This window comes from Niastella koreensis GR20-10, assembly GCF_000246855.1.
Classification (GTDB): domain Bacteria; phylum Bacteroidota; class Bacteroidia; order Chitinophagales; family Chitinophagaceae; genus Niastella; species Niastella koreensis.
The window spans coordinates 4,338,909-4,356,180 of the sequence record NC_016609.1; the positions used below are offsets into that span (position 1 = coordinate 4,338,909).

The window sequence follows — 17,272 nt, forward strand, 5'->3', positions numbered from 1 at the left end:
TGACCGGCGAATTAATTTCGGGTATTGCGTCAGATTTTATTCGAGATAGTTATTTATTAAATCAATTAACTTTTGTTCATTTTGGAATATATCTTCTCTATTTATTCTCATAGCAATAAAAACCGCAGCATGTCCTCCATCATTGATTGTTGCTAAAAAAGTACGATTAGTTAATGGGCAAAATTCAATTGGAAAATTATTGTACTTCTCAAAAGTTAAGAACGATCTGTTAAAGGCCTTATATTCCTGATAAGATATTCTAAACCCCTTGTATAAAGGCAAATCTGTTACTTGATTACTCTCTATTTCTAATTTATTTTCTAAAAATTTTTTAAAATCTTCTTTGTTGTAAAATGATGAATTGTGATTCAAATGATATTTTATAGGATCTAATCTATATTCCCACAATCTTTCATCTTGCTTTAATGGTGTGAATTTGTCAATAATAGTATAGGATTTAAGTTCGGAAATGCTATTTCCAAGAAAGGCATAAGCCAAATTATTAAATAAATCACACATTGAATTTGTCCAGAAGCTTGGAAAGCTACTATCAATTGGATTGCGGTAGTTGGAGTATAAAGTATCAAGCCTATCCCATTCTTTCTTTAATTGATCGGAGATGTCGTGCAACCAGTGAATATCAGAATAGTAGATTCCTCCATTAATATCGACTTTTTCTTCTTTCCAAAATGGACTGCCAGATCCATTAATATAAAAATAAAGGGTTTGCATTTGTCGGTTTTTATTTCGTTACGAATATAACCTTATCCCGGAAGGTGAATGGTATTTAGCTGGCGTATTGGCAATCAACATATTGAGCCTGGTTTCGATATTAAATTAGATTATTCCTGATAATAAGCTTACTTTCAATATCTGACTTTCTATTGTGTAATCCCCCCTATACTGCTCTTCCTATACACTATACCTGGTCAATTTCAAAATAAATAAATTTGAACATTATGCGATTATTGATCAGCAACTTAAACAGGCTTACCACCACTTCACACGTAGTAGCACTCCTGGGGCCTTTTGGCCTGGTCACTTCAGCTGTAATTATGACGAATTTGAAAAGCGGTTATTCGGAAGGTATAGCTTTAGTTGAAATGGAATATAAAGCCGGACAGATGGTTATTTGCGAGCTTAATGACTGCCGGTTTATGAATAACTATATCAGTGTGGAGGAAACAACTCCCACTAATAATTCTGCCTTTAAGTAACTATGGCCGATTTAACGGTTTTCAGGTTCTATATTATAGTAATTGATCAGGAACAGAATAAACGGGTCTGTAGTATATAACCAATAAAAATAAGACATGAACATACAGGTTTTTAATCTTAGTTTGAGTACAGAGGACCGTGACTTGCGAAGATTATTTTCTGCTTTTGGCATTGTAACATCTGCAGAAGTCGTAAGGGATAAATTGAATGGTCGCTCAAAGTGCAAGGCTTTGATTGACATGCCCATTTATGGTGAAGCCCTGCAGGCGATTGAATCACTTCATCAAACAATGTTGGATGGAAAGAAGATATCGGTGAGTGAGCTTCAGACTAAACCTGAATGGTAAATTTAACAAATATTGCCTTGCTCCTTGTTTCCCCCTTAATTTATAACCTTCGCTATTGAATACAGTTTAGTGATTTGTTCAGCCGCCCGGCTTTTATCGATCATAGGCAATGGCCCCTCACTGATTCCATTCCTTTTTTTATCAAAATACAAGGTGCTTCCAACCGAAAGAAAATCCGATAAGTAAGGATGCACCGTAATTGCCGCCAAATAATATTATACAAATACTGCTATTTAAGCTGTTGAATTTGAATAAGAGCACCGATATATCGGTACGAAATTTATTTCCGGGCTTTTTATGCATATCTTAGTCTGGTCAGATAATAAAATCCGTTATATGAAATTCACCATTATTTGTTTTGTTGCCTTATTGGTTACACTCACCACCACTGCACAAACCGCACAGGTAGGTATAAAAATTATTCAGGATGGCAAAACCTACCTGCCTGGCAAAAACGAAATTCAACTACAACGCAAACCATTTGAAATAGAAGTGACCCTGCAAAATACAACCGGAGTGTTTGTTAAAGCCGATTTTACAGACAGCATTTATCGCCTGAAAGACAATGAGCCGGTCCCTGATCTGCAAAAATTATTCATCGAAACCATGACAGAGGAGAATTATAATAAAGATAAAGAAATAGCTGTTAGCACGGAAGGTTGGTCAAATTGGTCTTATCAACCTAAAGAGAAATGGAGCTCTTTTGATAAAGAGGTGAAAATTATAAATGACCATACTGTAACAGGCAGTAGAACCGTTCAACAATTCTATACCGATGACCGGCAAACCATAAAAGTGCAAGACATAAAAACGCCGCTCTACCTGTTTTTTTTAACCACCACCAACGATATGAAAACGGAATTAAAGCGGCAAAAGATAAAAATAAGCTGGCGATAATTGATCCCGGTAAAACATCCCAGGGGTTAAGTCTTTGAATATCTACCCGATTGGTGGATACGCTGTCCAGCCGCCACTTATATCCACTGAGCCTTCTTTAATCCAGTCTTCCGATTTGTAGTATTCGTTGCCGATTGTACTGTTAACTGCCAGATCAATGTGATCGTTAAACAAAGCATGAAACACGGTATTCAGATTTTCGGCAGAATAACGAACATTCAATCCGTCGATGACCTGTCTGCAAAGATCGATTGGTATAAACCGAAATCCTTCGAAACGGGTTTCAATTTTGTCACATAACAATCGAAATATTTGGGCAAACTCATTTTCAGGAGAAACCACCAAATAATTTGTGCTTCTGTAATTTTTTTCTTCGATTTTTACAGTATTGCTGTCAAGACCAATAATTGTATAGTACGGTCCAACCAGGCTCACAAAAAAGTGTACTTCCTTTGTCCTTGTCAAATTATCAAAAGTGCTTTTTTCAAGCAACACAAAAGCACTGAATGAAGGAGCTTGCCCGTAAGTTGTTCCGATGGTCTCTTTGTTAAATTCAGCCTCTATTTCCCTTATAAATACGCTCCACCGATCTTCAAAGTGTTTGACGCTATGAATGTTGTCAATTATAATGGATTCAAGTTCTTTAAAGCCAGGATATGAGAAGTCCAACCTGCTCTCGTTTTTCTTTACGCCGATTGGATAGAAGTGTTTGATGCTGTCGAACACCTTCCCAAAGTCAAACATATCAGGGTTAAAATACTGCATAATTTGAAGTTTTGTAGTTGCGGCTAATCCTCAAATTTAAAATTGATAACCGTTCGGTGAACCTGTTGTGGCAATTTTTTTTCAGGAAAATGACGAACCAGTTACCGGTTACCTTCGGGGAACCACCTATTCCGGAACGCTTTAGTTGAAACGTTTGCAGATGCTGATCATTCCCTGATTTGCTTACAAGCTTCAGGGATTTGCATACATGCGTACGATTTGACCTACCGACCTTTGGATCATGAAAATAAAACAAATAGCATTAGGCAACCAGGGTTTAGTAGTGCCTTTGATCGGCCTCGGCTGTATGGGCATGACAGGTTTTGAAGAAGGGCATATGTACGGTCCTGCGGATGAGCAGGAAGCCATCTCGACGATCCATCGTTCTCTTGAGTTAGGCGGTAATTTCCTAGATACTGCCGATCTGTACGGACCGCTGAAGAATGAGCAGTTGATCGCTAAAGCGATCAGTGGCAAACGTGATCAGTATATTCTGGCGAGTAAGTTTGGCTGGGAGATCGATGATAACAATAAGCTAACCTGGGCCATCAATGGTAAGAAAGAGTATGTAAGGAAATCTTTGGAGCGTTCGCTCAAAAATCTGAAAACGGATTACATCGATCTGTATTACCTGCACCGCCTGGATAAAAATACGCCGATCGAGGAAACGGTTGAGGCGATGGCTAAGCTGGTTCAGGAAGGTAAAGTGGGGTATCTCGGTTTATCGGAAGTTTCGTCCGAAACGGTTAAGCGGGCACATGCCGTGCACCCGATCACTGCCGTACAAAGCGAGTATTCTTTATTCGAGCGGACGGTGGAAGAACGAGGGGTTTTAACAACCTTAAAGGAATTGGGTATTGGTTTTGTAGCTTACTCACCACTGGGCCGTGGATTCTTATCCGGACAGATCAAAAGCATCGACGACCTGCCGGAGAATGATTTTCGCAGAGCGATCCCGCGTTTTCAGGGTGAAATGTTTAATAAAAATATTGAATTGGTTAAGGCAATTGAAGCTATGGCTAAAGCCAGGCGCGTCACTTCTTCGCAGCTGGCTTTAGCCTGGATCATGAGCAAAGGCATCCTGCCGATCCCGGGAACGAAACGCCGGAATTACCTGGAGCAAAACATTGCGGCAACAACTATTGTATTAACTCAGGCGGATCTATCACAACTGGAAAGTATCGTGCCTTTAGGTACGGATACCGGCGCGCCTTATGATGAGTTCAGTATGGGCTTAATTGATTAATTTTGTTTATGAATGCCATTAATTCCATATCGGAATTTCACCGGTTGCTGTCATTGCCCCAACCCCGCCACCCGCTGGTGAGTGTGATCAATCTCGCGGAAAGTGTTTTTTTGGAAGACGAGATCTGGAAAGGTTTTGTTAACCGCTTTTATTGTGTGGCGCTCAAACGCGAAGCCAAAGGAAAGATCAGGTACGGACAGCAGCATTATGATTACGATAAAGGAGTATTGAGTTTTACCGCGCCTAACCAGGTGCAACAACTGGACCTGCAAAATATGGAATGCGGGTCCGGTTATCTGCTGATCTTTCACCCGGACTTCCTGTTACAGCATACCCTGGCGAACAGCATTCATCATTACGGTTTTTTCGATTACGCGGTTAACGAAGCGCTGCATCTATCGGCGGAGGAAGAAGATGACCTGATCACGATTCTCCATAAAATTGATAAGGAGTGCCAGCATATCGATAAGCATACCCAGGAGATCATTCTGACACAGATCGAGAGCCTGTTAAAATACTCCAACCGTTTTTATGAACGGCAGTTTTTGACCCGCAAGAATAATAATTTAGCGCTGCTCACCAGGTTCGGGCAGTTGCTCGATGATTACTTTAACAGCGATGTACAGGGTTTGCTCACGGTGCAATATATTGCTGCGCAGATGAACCTGTCGCCGAACTATCTGAGTGACCTGCTTCGTGTTCATACGGGGCAGAACACACAGCAGCATATCCATGAAAAACTGATCGCGAAAGCCAAAGAAAAACTTTCCACGACCAGTCTTTCTATAAGCGAGATCGCCTATGCCCTGGGCTTTGAGCACGCGCAATCTTTCAGCACGCTTTTCAAAAAGAAGACGAATGTATCGCCGCTGGAATTTCGTAAGGCTTTTAACTGATTGCCCGACATACCGCTAATAAAACAGGCCATCCGCCGATGGCGGATGGCCTGTTTATAAGTTTCAAAAAAAAGTAAATTAGATGCTTACATTTTAGAGATCGTAACATCTTCCACAACTCTCTGCGTGGTAACGATCTTATATTGCTCTAAAGATCTTGCTTTCTCCTTCAATTTAATGGTATACGTAAGGATGTTATCGGATTTTGGAAATCTAAGTCTGTAACGGAAACCGGCTTTGTCAATCTCCTTACTGTATAACTCATCGCCACGTTCGTTTTCAACAACTAATACAAGTCTTTTAGCTTCTTCATTGGAAATTTTTACTTCAACCACTATTTCAGCTTCAGTAGCGTCAGCCATGCGAACTTCCATTTTGTCTGACTTTATTTTATCGCCATCATGTACAGGCGCTGCATTTACAACTGAAGCGAAGGTTATTGCAGTTACAAATAATACTGCTTTGATTAATTGGTTGAAGCGGTTGTTTGTCATGCTCATATATTAACATTTATAGTTTCAATGGAAGGCAAACAACGTTACGGAGAGAAAAATAAGCTTTCGGTTACACCACAAATTTAGCACACAGCTTTATTTGAATGTTTTGTCGCTGCAAAGCTAATGCATAGTTGACAGGGATGCAAGCGGGCAATGTTAAGCAATTTTAAATCACATGAAGTGCAGTCGATCTCTCATACAGTAAGCAATTCAGGAATTTACCAGAAATTGTATCGCTGGCTGTTGATAAAGACCATGGTTGACTGCTTTTTTATTTTTACAGGCCCCTGTTGGCGGTTTATATAAATGATTTGTCTGCAAATATTACTTATTAAATAAATGATAATATGTGCTGGCCAGGTCTGGAATGTGAATATCTTTTTGTTCACCCGGATATGAAGTGCTACCAGAATTTAAAAAACCTGTGCACCAAATTCTTTCTGCGGACCGATACCGGGAGTTGTGTTCCATCTTTTAAGTGTAGCGAGCCTTCTTTAGAATAATAGCGACGGATATAAATTTTATTGACCAGGTAAGACTGATGGATTCGCAGGAAGGAATCGGGTAATATTTCTTCGTAATACTTAAGCGGCTTGGAGATCACTTCCTTCATTCCGTTATTCAGGAAAAAATTAGTATAGCAGTCATCCGATTGCAGGTAACAGATGTCCTTAAAGTATACTTTCTGTGAAGATTGCTGCGACCGCAATACGATGTAGTCCAGTTGTTTACTTTCCAGGTAACTATCCAGGGTTACGTTAAGTTGTTCCTGCAGCAGGGGTTGCACATTGTTCACTTTTTGCAACGCCTCTTTAAATTCATCTTCATCTAAGGGCTTCAATAGAAAATCAATAGCGCCATACCGAAAGGCCCGGACGGCATATTCCTCGTAACAGGTGAGGAAGATTACTTTACACTGGAAAGGCAACATTTTTTCCAGGATGGTAAAACCGTTGCCATCTGGAAGGCGGATATCCAATAACAGCAAATCCGGTTTGGTAGCTTTAATAAGAGCAAGCGATTCTCGCACGGTAGCACAGGTTCCAATAAGCGTAAATCCGGGTTGCTGTGCAAGCAGCTTTTCCGCGTTTTCCTGGAAGGAAGGCAGGTCTTCAACGATAATGACTTTGAGGGGAGCGGGTGGGTTCGGGTTCATGGCTAATATGAATTAAACAATAGTTATTAAATTTAAATTTTTTTAAGGTTATAATTCATACCCATAGAAAATACCAGAAAAAAACGGTACGATCTTTTTCCTGGTAGATCCGAATCTTCTACACCCACCGGCGAACGTTATAGTAGATAATACACAGTAACAGGTACTGAAAATGTTGTATAAAAAACAGGGAGTTCCGCCATGGTGGAACTCCCTGGCTATCAAAAACAGATTGGACAATTATCTATCCCTGAATGATCCTGGCAACAAGCGGAGAAGCTGCCTTCTGGCCGTTTAAACCCACGGCTATTACCTGGAACCAGTATTTCTCTTTCGATTTAAGACCGGTAAAGGTATAACTGAGGTCGGTTGTAACCTGGTTAATCCATACATTGTCACCGGTAAGCGGGTCAGTTGTATACTGGTGAATGTACGCTTTGGCGCCTGGCACCCTTTTAATGAGGGTAACCGCTTCACCGGCCTGATCAATAGTGACCTTCAGCTCTTTAATAGATGATAAAAGCGTTGCCCCCCTCGCCTTTCGCAGCCTAAAACCGCTGCTGACCAACAGGGCCGGATCTCCATTACAGATGGCGGTTACATAGGCTGCCAGTTCGGCTAATAAGGCAATTACCTCAGCCCTTTTTGCATTTCTGACAAACCGCATTTTTTCATCGCCCCCGCGTGCGCCGGTAATGGCGCTCTGGTATTCAGGAAGTACTTTTTCAAGAGTGCCCAAAGCAGCAGGCGGCGCGGTAAAAACAGGATTACCCGTCATGCCGGTTTTAACATCGTAGCCAAAACTGATCAAATCGTTATCGGGCATTTGTTTAAACCCGTTTGTTATTTGATGGTTCATACATTTACATTTAATTGTTAGAAAATAAAAATACCAGCTACCAAACCAGTGCCTGTTACTTTATTGGCCAATAAAAGTGACTTACAATTTGCGTATACAATTAGCCGTTCCGTTAGAAAGAAGGCCGTTTGCAGGATCAAAATAAATGAAGATGTAAATACAAAATACAGTAAACCGGTATTCGTTGAGGGATTTTAAGTATTCGTACGGATTCTGCAAAAATTCGTCGGATTTTCGTTCGTCAAAAACACCTTGTACTACAAACACAAAGCATGGTTCATAGCCCTGTTAGGGCTTATAAGATCATTTGTATTAATCAGGCGGCGTTTATTTGTAACCGGCGGGCTTGTAGCAAAAATGTTCCGTTCATAACGTAAAATATTGCTGCATTAAGGTATTAATAAGGCCGCCCAAAGTAACTTCTTCCGGTTTTTAAGTGAAAGAACAGGTAAATGAGTGAACCTGCGCAACAAAAAGGTAGTTATTATAAATTACAAGTGAACTTTTACTGAAATCAATGGAGTTACAATAAAAAATGTTAGCCAATAAGAATAAAAATCTATTCCCGCCGTCAGGTAATGAACTTCAACCAAAAAGTAATTAACTTTTACTAAAAACATGTTACAACCGGCAAAAAAGTAATTATCTTCTCTTCAAATAATGTTATCGGTGATAAAAAATAATTATCTCCCATGCAGATTATGTTATAACGGCCGGTTATGATGTTATCGCCCGGTAAAAAGTAAGTATAGTTCTAAAAATGTAATTATCTCCGGGGAAAAAGTAAGTATCGCCAGGCAAAAAGTAAGTATAGGCCTCAAAAAATAATTATCGCCCGGTAAAAAGTAAATATCGGCCCCCAAAAAGTAATTATAACCCGTAAAAAGTAATTATCGGCCGCGATCTGGCTAATTGCCGGGCGATTTTATGATGTGGGTGCTTATTTGGCATTAAGTTTTGCCGCCACAGCCCCTCCCCTCCCCAAAGAGAACCCGGGTTCGCGCGGTCCGGGTATTGGTAAAGAGTTTTGGCGCCATGGTCAAAAGTACGAAATGTGAGCTGTCACATTTTGCCCTGTATTTGTCGCGTTATTTCATCATTCAATGATAATCTGATTGTCAAACAGCGATTTGAAAATCGAGTAAGATTGTGCATGGATGTCCTCGCAGGTATCGAGCAGGATGGCATAAAAGATTTTACCCTTAAACCTGTCCTTACAGTCGTTTGCCTGGTAATACGACACTTCACCCGTATTTCCTTCCGGAAATGCCCCCGCACTTTCAATAAGTAATCCGGGATATTGGGGTGCGTTCCGTTCAATACCCAGAATATACATGTGTGCGCCTCCTACTTCAGGATACATTGTCTTGTCTTTGATTTCATAAGCTACCATTTTATCATATTTGGTACTGAAGGAAATACTGCTTTTGTCTTTATATTTTGAAACAAAGTTGTTGATGTAGTCATTCAATTTATCATTATCATTCGCTGTTTTCATAAGTATCGCAATTGTGTAGTGAATTTCCCTTCCCTCCTTGTTTTTCAACGTAGATGGTTTAATTATGAATGCCTCCTGATTTTTTTTATAATCGTTAATTGTTAGCCCCCAGGTTGAATCGATCATAACTTTAATACCTAATGGCCGGCAGGTAAAGGTTGCCAGTTCTTCCCTGGTGGCTGCCCAGATGTCTTCCTTAGCGTAAGCATTGTTTTTATCAACAGGCACAATTCTTTTATAAATTGTTTCTCCGAGTTGTTGTTGAAAACTTCCTTCTTTACCAGAGATCTTTTTTACTTTATCCATTGCGTAAATGCAATTGGAAGGCATATTAGCTATGGCGGCTGCCAAAGCATAATCGTTCCAGAAATCCGCAGGTTGTTCAGCAGGTAATAGTTTCTTTGCTTTAACAAAATTGTCAATGCCCAATTGCAAGGCATTTGCAAGCGCATAGTGATTGCCCAAAAACCAATGGGGCCGGTAATCAGTTGAATTTCTCTTTACTGCCTCTTCAAAATTTTTAACAGCGATGTCGTAATAAGCCGTATCGTCCAGGTTATACAGATAATGAGCGATGTCGCCGAGCAACAAAAATGTTTCTTCGTTCTTTGTTGTGAGCGCTGAAAAGCTATTGTAGTGTTCACGAAGTTGGGTTACCAGGCCCTGTTTCGGCTTGTCGTACTTCCATTCGTTTGTCCAGGTTTCGTAGTAATTCCTGTTGTTTTTAATAAAATTAAAAGCCGAAATAAGTTTGTTGTCATTGCTGATTTTTGAAATGTCGATATAGTCAACGTTAGCAAATGATCGAACAGCTGTCAGCGTAAGGATAAAAAGGGTAACTACGGATCTCATTATCTATTTGATTTATACAACTCAAAGATAGACGAAAAAAAATCAAAGAAAAAATTGCGCAAGTCAAAACTTGCGCATAAATTTGCAAGAAATCACTTGCGCATTATGACTCAAACAAGAGATGTTTTTCAGGCGATAGCAGATCCCACCCGCAGGCAAATTATAGATATGCTGGCCCGGGAATCTCTTAATGTCAATGCTATTGCCAGCGAATTCAATATTACCCGGCAGGCAGTTTCGTTGCATGTACAATTCCTTAACGAATGTGGCCTTATCGTGATCAGGCAACAAGGCAGGGAAAGATATTGCGAAGCCAAACTGGATAAATTAAATGAAGTGACAGCCTGGGTAGACCAATACCGGAAATATTGGGATAAAAAATTCGATTCCCTGGAAGGTTACCTGGAAAAAATTCAAAAAAAGAAAAAATAGCCAGATGGAGAAATACAACACTTTCAGCCAGGAAGATAATATTCTTATCCATACCAGGATTCTTAATGCCCCAAGAGATTTGGTTTGGGAAGTTTGGACAAATCCGGAACACATAAAAAAATGGTGGGGACCAAATGGGTTTTCGTTAACTACAAAATCGATGGATGTAGCACCAGGCAAAACATGGGATTTTATTATGCATGGTATGGGAAAGGACTGGATTAACAAAATTGAGTACACAGCAGTAAAGAAACCTTCCCTCATTTCCTACAGGCACTCTGGTGAAAGAAGCGAAGACTATAACTTTTCTGTTACCATTTTATTTGAGGAGGTTGAAGGAAAAACATTGCTGACCATGAAGTCCGTATTTAAATCCAAAGAAATTATTGAGGAATTGAACAGAAAGGTAAATGCCATTGAAGGTGGTAAGCAAACTTTAAACCGTCTTGGTGATTATCTTAAAGAACTGTCGGATAACTATTAACCATGGAGCATATCATTCAAAATAAATTAACATCAGTAAAATGAGCAAAATTATCTTTGACAGCGGAATATCCCTTGATGGCTTTTTTGCCGGCGAAAACAGAAGTCCGGCCAACCCAATGGGCGGTGTTGCAGCAGACATTCATTCGTGGATGTTTAAACAAAAAGCATTTTGGAAACACGTCAATATGGAAGGCGGTGAGGAATATGGCGCAGACAGTAAATTAATAGATGAGGTGTTCGAAAGAACAGGTTCTTATATCATGGGAAAACGAATGTTTGAAGAAGGCGAGGTACATTGGAAAGAAGATCTTTACAAAGCAGATGTTTATGTGCTGACACACGAAAAACGGGAACCCTGGATTCAAAAGGGAACAACAACTTTCTACTTCATCAATGACGGCATACAAAGCGCATTGGAAAAAGCAAAACAATCAGCCAAAGGAAAGGATATAAGAATACAAGGCGGCGCCAATACTATTCAACAATTCCTGAACGCCGGGCTTATCGACGAATTTTTGATTCACATTACCCCTGTTTTTTTAGGACGTGGTATCCGGCTGTTTGATGGCATCGACAAGGATATTTATGATCTTCAATTGGCAGAAATAATACCTTCCGGCTTAACCACACATTTAAGATACAAACTAACCAGGAAATAAGCGCAGGTAAGCCTTCCCGCATTGTAACGGGAAGGCTTAAGCAGGTTAACTGATCTTTAAAACCGCCAGTACAATTATTCCCAAAAACAACATTAGTTGAATGGTGTAAAACGCTGCGATTTTAGGTATTGCTATTTTTATCAGGGTAGCGTTATCGGGATTATTTTCAAAAAAAGCGGTCTTTAATTGTTTAAGTTGCTTTTTGCCTACCAGCAATTCATTAAGGGGCAGCAGCAGAATAAGTGATAATTTCAGCTGAAGCCATAGCATGTGCAGGAATACCCAACCGGTTATAAACGTAAGCCCAATACCGGAAATTATCAGCAAAATACCACCTATCCCTTTTATTGGGTCCAGGTTCAACAGGAGTTGTAAAAGACCTGCTGAATTTTCACTTTTTAGGTAAAATTTCTTTGTGAAAGCACGAAAAGTGACAAAAGAGGCTACCGTGGTGCCGACCATCAGTATCAGACCGGAAAGATGCATAATGAGCAGTAACTGTCGTACAATTTGTGGATACATGAGGCTGTTATTTTATGTTTATTACCTGTTTGTTCCACAAAGTTCAGCATTGAAAAACGGCTGGTCGTGCACCCAGGTTAATAAATTCTTTTTCTACTACGCAACTCCACTGCGCAGACCGGTTTTTATTTTGTAGTCATAATAAAACAGCTACTCACAAAATGATAACCGGAAAAGAATTAATAGAATTAGGTTACAGGCCCTCCAGATGGTTTAAAGAAGCCATTGAATATGCGAACCAGCATAACCTGGAAGGTGAGGCGCTTGCTTCCTATATTAAGACTATTGCGCCGGCAACCATTGAGCCGTTTGGGGAACCGTTACCTTTTTATAAGAATATTAAAGCGGAAACGGAAGCCGAAATCTCAAATGTTCAGCAGGTTTTTGAAACCATGGATATGCTAATGAGAACTCCAACCCTGGTAAAAGGGGTTGTAATGCCCGATGCATGCCCTACAGGGGAAATTGGGCAAATTCCTGTAGGTGGTGTGGTGGCCGCAAAAAACGCTATTCACCCGGCTATGCATAGTGCAGACATCTGTTGTTCTGTAATGATGACAAATTTCGGCAACCTTTCTCCTAAAGAAGTTTTAGATAAAGCGCATGCTGTTACGCATTTTGGGGGCGGTGGGCGGCCGGAGTTTTCTGAACTACCAAAAGACCTGGAGGAGCGAATTATAGCCAACAAATTCTTTAAGGACCAGGCCAGTTTAAACTTAGCGAAATCTCATTTAGGAACACAGGGCGATGGCAATCACTTTTTATTCGTAGGTATTTCCAAACAAACCGGCGAAACGATGATGGTAACCCATCATGGAAGCCGTGGCTTTGGAGCCAACCTTTATACCCAGGGAATGAAAGTAGCTGAAATGTTCAGAAAAGATCTCTCGCCCAATACGCTTCCTAAAAACGCATGGATACCGTATGATACCAATGAAGGTAAAGCGTACTGGGAGGCGTTACAAATAGTAAGAGAATGGACAAAACTGAATCATACCACTATTCACAACGCCACGCTTGACAAGTTAAAAACAGACCTGGTGGACAGGTTCTGGAATGAACACAATTTTGTATTTAAGGACGAAGACCTGTTCTATCACGCCAAAGGCGCCACGCCGCTGGATGACAAATTTGTTCCTGACAGCAATAATGGCTTGCGCCTGATCCCTTTGAACATGAGTATGCCCGTTTTGATCGTAAAGGGACAAACGACTGAAACAAACCTGGGTTTTGCACCCCACGGAGCAGGTAGAAACGTAAGCAGAAAAGCGCATAAAAGAACAAAGGCGAACACAACTATTGAGCAGGTTTTTGCAGAAGAAACCCAGGGACTCGATATCAGGTTTTTCTCCAACAACATAGATATCTCGGAACTACCAAGCGCCTATAAAGATGCACATGCGGTAAAACGCCAGATGCAGGAATTCGGACTGGGTGAAGTGGTAGATGAGATCATGCCTTATGGTTGTATTATGGCCGGAGACTGGGAAATAAATGCGCCCTGGCGGAAAAAATTTAAAGGATAAAAGCCCTCCCCTCCCTGACGGACGGGAGGCTTTTTTAATATACTAACATCCTACACTATAAGTTTGCCCGGTTTGCGCACCCAAAGCACTTCTTACATATGCCTGTGCAACCTGGTGCATAGTGGCTGGTATATGGCCTGGAAAATAAGGGAAATACTGAGGTGATGCCTCTATAACACCCGGAGCAACGGAATTAATGCGAACCCCATTTTCCAACTCTATAGCCGCTCCCCTGACAAAACCGTCGATAGCTGCATTCACTGCGCTTACAGACGCTGCAAATGGAACCGGATCATTGGCCAGGCTTCCGGAGGTAAGGGTAAAAGAACCCTTTGGTGAAATATATTTCTGCCCAATCAACACCAGGTTTACCTGCGACATAAATTTTCCCTCAACACTAACGCGGAAGTTGGCATCCGTCATGCCTGAAAGCGGTCCAAAGTATCCATCCCCTGCTGCACATATCAACGCGTCAAAGGAATCGATCTTTTTATACATTTCTTCTATAGACACCGGATCACTGATATTAGCCTGAATAACTCCACTTTTAACGCCGACCTTAATGATCTGATGATCTTTTTCCAACGCACCAACAATGGAAGAACCAATTGTACCATTGGCTCCGATAACAATAATTCTCATACAATGATTTATTTAAAACACAAACCTATACCAATACTTTACCTTTGTCAAGTAGTTACCTGTTGGTACAATAGTTACCTGGAGGTTGTAATTAAAGCCTGATATGCATTATGGAAAAGAAAAAAAATGAAATAATAAAACATGGCGCCAATGAATGTCCCATAACCGCAACAATCAGTGTTATTGGAGGAAAATGGAAACCGCCGATTGTATGGTTGTTGTTAAAAGGCCCGATGCGCTATGGCGCTTTAAGCAAGACCATGCCCGAGATGTCGTTGAAAGTACTTTCCAAACAACTAAAGGAATTAGAAGCGGATGGAATTATTACCAGGAAAGTGTACCCGGAAACGCCTCCGCGCGTAGAGTATTCACTGACTGAAAAAGGAGCCGCCTTACGTCCGGCGCTAACATTATTATCTGAATGGAGTGAAACTTATATCTTAGCTAATAACTAACCGTTTCCTATGGATAAATTAAGACAACACATTGAACAGTAATGCGGCAGTGGAGGAACACCGTAATACAGCCTATTTTCAACAGGTAGTTATTGGTCAAATCATTCCCAGCCTGGAGAGCCGGGAGGTTATTCTGGCATCGCAGCTTGATGTTTAAATCAATTGTCACCAGAGAAATAACTTGATTGATATCAATAAATTAAGGGGTACAAAAACTAATTATATTAGTATTTGTAGGTATCTTTAGGGTAATCATTAGTACTTTATGCCTACTATTACAATAACCAGGCTCTATGACCTTGTGTCTGTTAAACTGGGTAAGGAAACCGCTGAGAATTTGACTACCTTTATTGAGGAAAAAATCAAATGTGAAGTGGATATAAAAAACTCCATACTTGCTTCAAAAGAAGATGTTGCCCGTGTCGAAACAAAAATTGAAACCATTATAAAAGATGCTGCTAATAATAGAGCGGAAATGATAAAATGGATGTTCGTTTTTTGGATCGGTCAAATGGCGGCTATGTTTGGCTTTATTGTACTATTCCTAAAAAAATAACACCTTCCCTTAGTGGCTTAATGGATCGCAGTAACGTTTACCTTTTCAATACCTACAGTATACAGGGTTATATGCCTGTCCTTTGCCTTTACTTCAAACTCACTTATTATTTCAAGGATATCGTAGTCGATGAAATTGCAGTTACTGCCATCGATCGTTAATATACTATGCGCTGGAACTACATCCAGCGCTTTTTTTAGTTTTACCTTGTTCAGGAAAGTTACATTGCTGTTCAATTTAATAAGCTCTGTTTCTATTCCCTTCACAACCGTTTTGCTGATCCGGTATTCCGCCCTGAAGTTATTCTGAATGATAAAATAAACAGACAACAACAAACCTATACTTACGCCAATCAACAGATCCGTTGTCAGGATCATACCGATGGTGAGTATAAATGGCAGAAATTGCTTCCAGCCCAGGCTTAACATATTCTTATACAGTTTGGGCAGGGTAAGGTTATAACCGGTGATCAGCAAAATAGCAGAAAGGGATGCATAGGGGATCCGGTTCAGGACAAATGGCGCCCCTACAATAGCCAGCAACAACAGCACCCCATGAGTAATGGCAGCCATTTTAGTACGCGCGCCCGCATCTACGTTAGCAGCTCCGCGCACCACTACTGCCGTTAAAGGAATAGCTCCCAGCAGGCCGCAAGCTATATTGCCAATGCCTTGTGCTATTAACTCCCTGTTTACCGGGGTGATGCGATTATGCTTGTCCAGCTTATCTATTGCCTCAATACACAACAGGGTTTCCAGGGTAGCCAGCAACCCGATAACAATACCATCTTTCCAGATTTGTTGATTGGAAAAAAGCCGGCCGAATGCAGGAAAGGAAATATTTGAAAAAAGGTGAGCCGGAATAGTAACCAGCCGGGTGGTTGTAAAAAACGAGCCCAGGATGCCCAAACCCACTACGAGTAATGGTGCAGGTATGAAGTTTAATTTGTGGGCAAATGGTTGACGCAGCAGGATCAGTAACAACAGGGAGAACAGGGTAATAACCAGCGAAGAAGTACTGCCCAACACCAGTGGAACCTGTTTTATGATCAGCATAATTCCAATGGCTGCTAACATGCCTTTGATCACCGCCGATGGAAAATAATTGGCTATGCCTCCCCACTTCAGCAAACCCAGCAGTACCTGGAAAGCGCCCGCAATAATAACAGCCAGCAAAAACACCTGGTAGTTCCCCAGCGAAAGAATGGCCGAGGCTACTACTGTTGTTAACCCCGCTGCCGGACCGGAGACAGCCAATGGAGAAGCACTGAGCGGCGCCACAAGGATGCCGCCGATAATTCCCGACATAAGACCTGCATACAGCGGCGCACCCGAGGCCAGCGCAATTCCCAGGCACAGCGGTAACGCTATTAAAAAAACAGACAGGCCTGCGGAAAGATCGTACCGCAGCCACATGATGCGGTAATATTTAAATGCCCGTTTCGTTTGATCGTTTTTTATCTATAGAAATTAACACCTTCATGCCATCTCCGGGATGGCTGGCCCAATCCTGCAACAATTTACTATTGATGGATTCATAGATCTCTACTTTACCTGAATCAACAGGCAGGGCCATTATAGGGATCAAAACAAGGTACCGGGGCTCCATATAGTCCAGGCGTTTGTCGGCAGTAAAACCTTTCACCTGAACATACCTGAACCCCCTTTTCTTTAAGGTTTCCAACGCTGCCATGGTTAATGGGGCCGTAGATCCAAAATTTTCCCTTGTTTCATTTTTCATTTATAAGTTGGCTTAATGGTATT

Annotated in this window: 21 protein-coding genes; 11 read left to right on the forward strand and 10 right to left on the reverse strand. The window is 41.0% G+C overall.

What is annotated here, in order from left to right:
• Positions 1–36 precede the first annotated feature (36 nt).
• A complete protein-coding gene (locus tag NIAKO_RS17025) occupies positions 37–732 on the reverse strand; it encodes a hypothetical protein (RefSeq protein ID WP_014219679.1) in 696 nt (231 codons plus the stop codon).
• Between the two features lie 227 nt (positions 733–959).
• Here NIAKO_RS17025 and NIAKO_RS17030 point away from each other — a divergent pair, with 227 nt between their 5' ends.
• From NIAKO_RS17030 to NIAKO_RS17040, 3 genes are all read left to right on the forward strand, one after another.
• Positions 960–1,217: an RNA recognition motif domain-containing protein gene (locus NIAKO_RS17030; RefSeq protein WP_014219680.1), complete on the forward strand. Its 258-nt coding sequence runs from the start codon at positions 960–962 to the stop codon at positions 1,215–1,217.
• A 96-nt stretch (positions 1,218–1,313) separates the two neighbouring features.
• Positions 1,314–1,565 carry an RNA recognition motif domain-containing protein gene (locus NIAKO_RS17035; RefSeq protein ID WP_014219681.1) on the forward strand — a complete coding sequence of 84 codons (252 nt, stop codon included), beginning with the start codon at positions 1,314–1,316 and terminating at the stop codon, positions 1,563–1,565.
• Positions 1,566–1,901: 336 nt separating this feature from the next.
• Positions 1,902–2,462, forward strand: a complete 561-nt coding sequence (locus tag NIAKO_RS17040; protein WP_014219682.1) for a hypothetical protein — start codon at positions 1,902–1,904, stop codon at positions 2,460–2,462.
• A 42-nt stretch (positions 2,463–2,504) separates the two neighbouring features.
• On the opposite strand, the gene NIAKO_RS17045 is transcribed toward NIAKO_RS17040, so the two are convergent.
• Positions 2,505–3,227 (reverse strand): hypothetical protein, encoded by a 723-nt coding sequence (locus tag NIAKO_RS17045; protein ID WP_014219683.1) that lies wholly within the window; start codon positions 3,225–3,227, stop codon positions 2,505–2,507.
• 241 nt (positions 3,228–3,468) lie between these two features.
• On the opposite strand from NIAKO_RS17045, the gene NIAKO_RS17050 reads away from it, so the two are divergent.
• Both NIAKO_RS17050 and NIAKO_RS17055 read left to right on the forward strand, forming a co-directional pair.
• On the forward strand, positions 3,469–4,473 hold the full coding sequence (locus NIAKO_RS17050; RefSeq protein WP_014219684.1) for an aldo/keto reductase: 1,005 nt from the start codon (positions 3,469–3,471) through the stop codon (positions 4,471–4,473).
• Between the two features lie 8 nt (positions 4,474–4,481).
• On the forward strand, positions 4,482–5,369 hold the full coding sequence (locus NIAKO_RS17055; RefSeq protein WP_014219685.1) for a helix-turn-helix domain-containing protein: 888 nt from the start codon (positions 4,482–4,484) through the stop codon (positions 5,367–5,369).
• 86 nt (positions 5,370–5,455) lie between these two features.
• Here NIAKO_RS17055 and NIAKO_RS17060 read toward each other — a convergent pair whose 3' ends face one another.
• From NIAKO_RS17060 to NIAKO_RS17075, 4 genes are all read right to left on the reverse strand, one after another.
• Positions 5,456–5,869, reverse strand: coding sequence for a hypothetical protein (locus NIAKO_RS17060; RefSeq protein ID WP_014219686.1), 414 nt, complete (start codon positions 5,867–5,869; stop codon positions 5,456–5,458).
• 400 nt (positions 5,870–6,269) lie between these two features.
• Positions 6,270–7,022: a LytR/AlgR family response regulator transcription factor gene (locus NIAKO_RS17065; RefSeq protein WP_014219687.1), complete on the reverse strand. Its 753-nt coding sequence runs from the start codon at positions 7,020–7,022 to the stop codon at positions 6,270–6,272.
• A 244-nt stretch (positions 7,023–7,266) separates the two neighbouring features.
• On the reverse strand, positions 7,267–7,881 hold the full coding sequence (locus tag NIAKO_RS17070) for a fibronectin type III domain-containing protein (protein WP_014219688.1): 615 nt from the start codon (positions 7,879–7,881) through the stop codon (positions 7,267–7,269).
• 1,096 nt (positions 7,882–8,977) lie between these two features.
• Positions 8,978–10,231: a tetratricopeptide repeat protein gene (locus NIAKO_RS17075; RefSeq protein WP_014219689.1), complete on the reverse strand. Its 1,254-nt coding sequence runs from the start codon at positions 10,229–10,231 to the stop codon at positions 8,978–8,980.
• Positions 10,232–10,336: 105 nt separating this feature from the next.
• Here NIAKO_RS17075 and NIAKO_RS17080 point away from each other — a divergent pair, with 105 nt between their 5' ends.
• From NIAKO_RS17080 to NIAKO_RS17090, 3 genes are read left to right on the forward strand one after another with little or no spacing between them, the layout of a single operon-like run.
• On the forward strand, positions 10,337–10,663 hold the full coding sequence (locus tag NIAKO_RS17080; RefSeq protein WP_041346908.1) for an ArsR/SmtB family transcription factor: 327 nt from the start codon (positions 10,337–10,339) through the stop codon (positions 10,661–10,663).
• A gap of 4 nt (positions 10,664–10,667) precedes the next feature.
• Positions 10,668–11,147: an SRPBCC domain-containing protein gene (locus tag NIAKO_RS17085; RefSeq protein ID WP_014219691.1), complete on the forward strand. Its 480-nt coding sequence runs from the start codon at positions 10,668–10,670 to the stop codon at positions 11,145–11,147.
• Positions 11,148–11,187: 40 nt separating this feature from the next.
• Positions 11,188–11,808 (forward strand): dihydrofolate reductase family protein, encoded by a 621-nt coding sequence (locus NIAKO_RS17090; protein ID WP_014219692.1) that lies wholly within the window; start codon positions 11,188–11,190, stop codon positions 11,806–11,808.
• A 45-nt stretch (positions 11,809–11,853) separates the two neighbouring features.
• Here the strand turns inward: NIAKO_RS17090 and NIAKO_RS17095 are convergent, their stop codons facing one another.
• Positions 11,854–12,330 carry a DUF2214 family protein gene (locus NIAKO_RS17095; protein WP_014219693.1) on the reverse strand — a complete coding sequence of 159 codons (477 nt, stop codon included), beginning with the start codon at positions 12,328–12,330 and terminating at the stop codon, positions 11,854–11,856.
• 161 nt (positions 12,331–12,491) lie between these two features.
• On the opposite strand from NIAKO_RS17095, the gene NIAKO_RS17100 reads away from it, so the two are divergent.
• Positions 12,492–13,856 (forward strand): RtcB family protein, encoded by a 1,365-nt coding sequence (locus NIAKO_RS17100; RefSeq protein ID WP_014219694.1) that lies wholly within the window; start codon positions 12,492–12,494, stop codon positions 13,854–13,856.
• 42 nt (positions 13,857–13,898) lie between these two features.
• Here the strand turns inward: NIAKO_RS17100 and NIAKO_RS17105 are convergent, their stop codons facing one another.
• Positions 13,899–14,498: a short chain dehydrogenase gene (locus tag NIAKO_RS17105; RefSeq protein ID WP_014219695.1), complete on the reverse strand. Its 600-nt coding sequence runs from the start codon at positions 14,496–14,498 to the stop codon at positions 13,899–13,901.
• Positions 14,499–14,608: 110 nt separating this feature from the next.
• On the opposite strand from NIAKO_RS17105, the gene NIAKO_RS17110 reads away from it, so the two are divergent.
• On the forward strand, positions 14,609–14,953 hold the full coding sequence (locus NIAKO_RS17110; protein WP_014219696.1) for a winged helix-turn-helix transcriptional regulator: 345 nt from the start codon (positions 14,609–14,611) through the stop codon (positions 14,951–14,953).
• A 265-nt stretch (positions 14,954–15,218) separates the two neighbouring features.
• Positions 15,219–15,509 (forward strand): hypothetical protein, encoded by a 291-nt coding sequence (locus tag NIAKO_RS17115; protein WP_014219697.1) that lies wholly within the window; start codon positions 15,219–15,221, stop codon positions 15,507–15,509.
• 17 nt (positions 15,510–15,526) lie between these two features.
• On the opposite strand, the gene NIAKO_RS17120 is transcribed toward NIAKO_RS17115, so the two are convergent.
• Both NIAKO_RS17120 and NIAKO_RS17125 read right to left on the reverse strand, forming a co-directional pair.
• A complete protein-coding gene (locus NIAKO_RS17120; protein WP_014219698.1) occupies positions 15,527–16,924 on the reverse strand; it encodes a SulP family inorganic anion transporter in 1,398 nt (465 codons plus the stop codon).
• A 13-nt stretch (positions 16,925–16,937) separates the two neighbouring features.
• Positions 16,938–17,249, reverse strand: coding sequence for a hypothetical protein (locus NIAKO_RS17125; RefSeq protein WP_014219699.1), 312 nt, complete (start codon positions 17,247–17,249; stop codon positions 16,938–16,940).
• Positions 17,250–17,272 lie beyond the last annotated feature (23 nt).

Coding starts and splice junctions, on each gene's coding strand:
- NIAKO_RS17025 (WP_014219679.1), bottom strand. CDS start 732: ATGCAAACCCTTTATTTTTATATTAATGGATCTGGCAGTCCATTTTGG.
- NIAKO_RS17030 (WP_014219680.1), top strand. CDS start 960: ATGCGATTATTGATCAGCAACTTAAACAGGCTTACCACCACTTCACAC.
- NIAKO_RS17035 (WP_014219681.1), top strand. CDS start 1,314: ATGAACATACAGGTTTTTAATCTTAGTTTGAGTACAGAGGACCGTGAC.
- NIAKO_RS17040 (WP_014219682.1), top strand. CDS start 1,902: ATGAAATTCACCATTATTTGTTTTGTTGCCTTATTGGTTACACTCACC.
- NIAKO_RS17045 (WP_014219683.1), bottom strand. CDS start 3,227: ATGCAGTATTTTAACCCTGATATGTTTGACTTTGGGAAGGTGTTCGAC.
- NIAKO_RS17050 (WP_014219684.1), top strand. CDS start 3,469: ATGAAAATAAAACAAATAGCATTAGGCAACCAGGGTTTAGTAGTGCCT.
- NIAKO_RS17055 (WP_014219685.1), top strand. CDS start 4,482: ATGAATGCCATTAATTCCATATCGGAATTTCACCGGTTGCTGTCATTG.
- NIAKO_RS17060 (WP_014219686.1), bottom strand. CDS start 5,869: ATGAGCATGACAAACAACCGCTTCAACCAATTAATCAAAGCAGTATTA.
- NIAKO_RS17065 (WP_014219687.1), bottom strand. CDS start 7,022: ATGAACCCGAACCCACCCGCTCCCCTCAAAGTCATTATCGTTGAAGAC.
- NIAKO_RS17070 (WP_014219688.1), bottom strand. CDS start 7,881: ATGAACCATCAAATAACAAACGGGTTTAAACAAATGCCCGATAACGAT.
- NIAKO_RS17075 (WP_014219689.1), bottom strand. CDS start 10,231: ATGAGATCCGTAGTTACCCTTTTTATCCTTACGCTGACAGCTGTTCGA.
- NIAKO_RS17080 (WP_041346908.1), top strand. CDS start 10,337: ATGACTCAAACAAGAGATGTTTTTCAGGCGATAGCAGATCCCACCCGC.
- NIAKO_RS17085 (WP_014219691.1), top strand. CDS start 10,668: ATGGAGAAATACAACACTTTCAGCCAGGAAGATAATATTCTTATCCAT.
- NIAKO_RS17090 (WP_014219692.1), top strand. CDS start 11,188: ATGAGCAAAATTATCTTTGACAGCGGAATATCCCTTGATGGCTTTTTT.
- NIAKO_RS17095 (WP_014219693.1), bottom strand. CDS start 12,330: ATGTATCCACAAATTGTACGACAGTTACTGCTCATTATGCATCTTTCC.
- NIAKO_RS17100 (WP_014219694.1), top strand. CDS start 12,492: ATGATAACCGGAAAAGAATTAATAGAATTAGGTTACAGGCCCTCCAGA.
- NIAKO_RS17105 (WP_014219695.1), bottom strand. CDS start 14,498: ATGAGAATTATTGTTATCGGAGCCAATGGTACAATTGGTTCTTCCATT.
- NIAKO_RS17110 (WP_014219696.1), top strand. CDS start 14,609: ATGGAAAAGAAAAAAAATGAAATAATAAAACATGGCGCCAATGAATGT.
- NIAKO_RS17115 (WP_014219697.1), top strand. CDS start 15,219: ATGCCTACTATTACAATAACCAGGCTCTATGACCTTGTGTCTGTTAAA.
- NIAKO_RS17120 (WP_014219698.1), bottom strand. CDS start 16,924: ATGTGGCTGCGGTACGATCTTTCCGCAGGCCTGTCTGTTTTTTTAATA.
- NIAKO_RS17125 (WP_014219699.1), bottom strand. CDS start 17,249: ATGAAAAATGAAACAAGGGAAAATTTTGGATCTACGGCCCCATTAACC.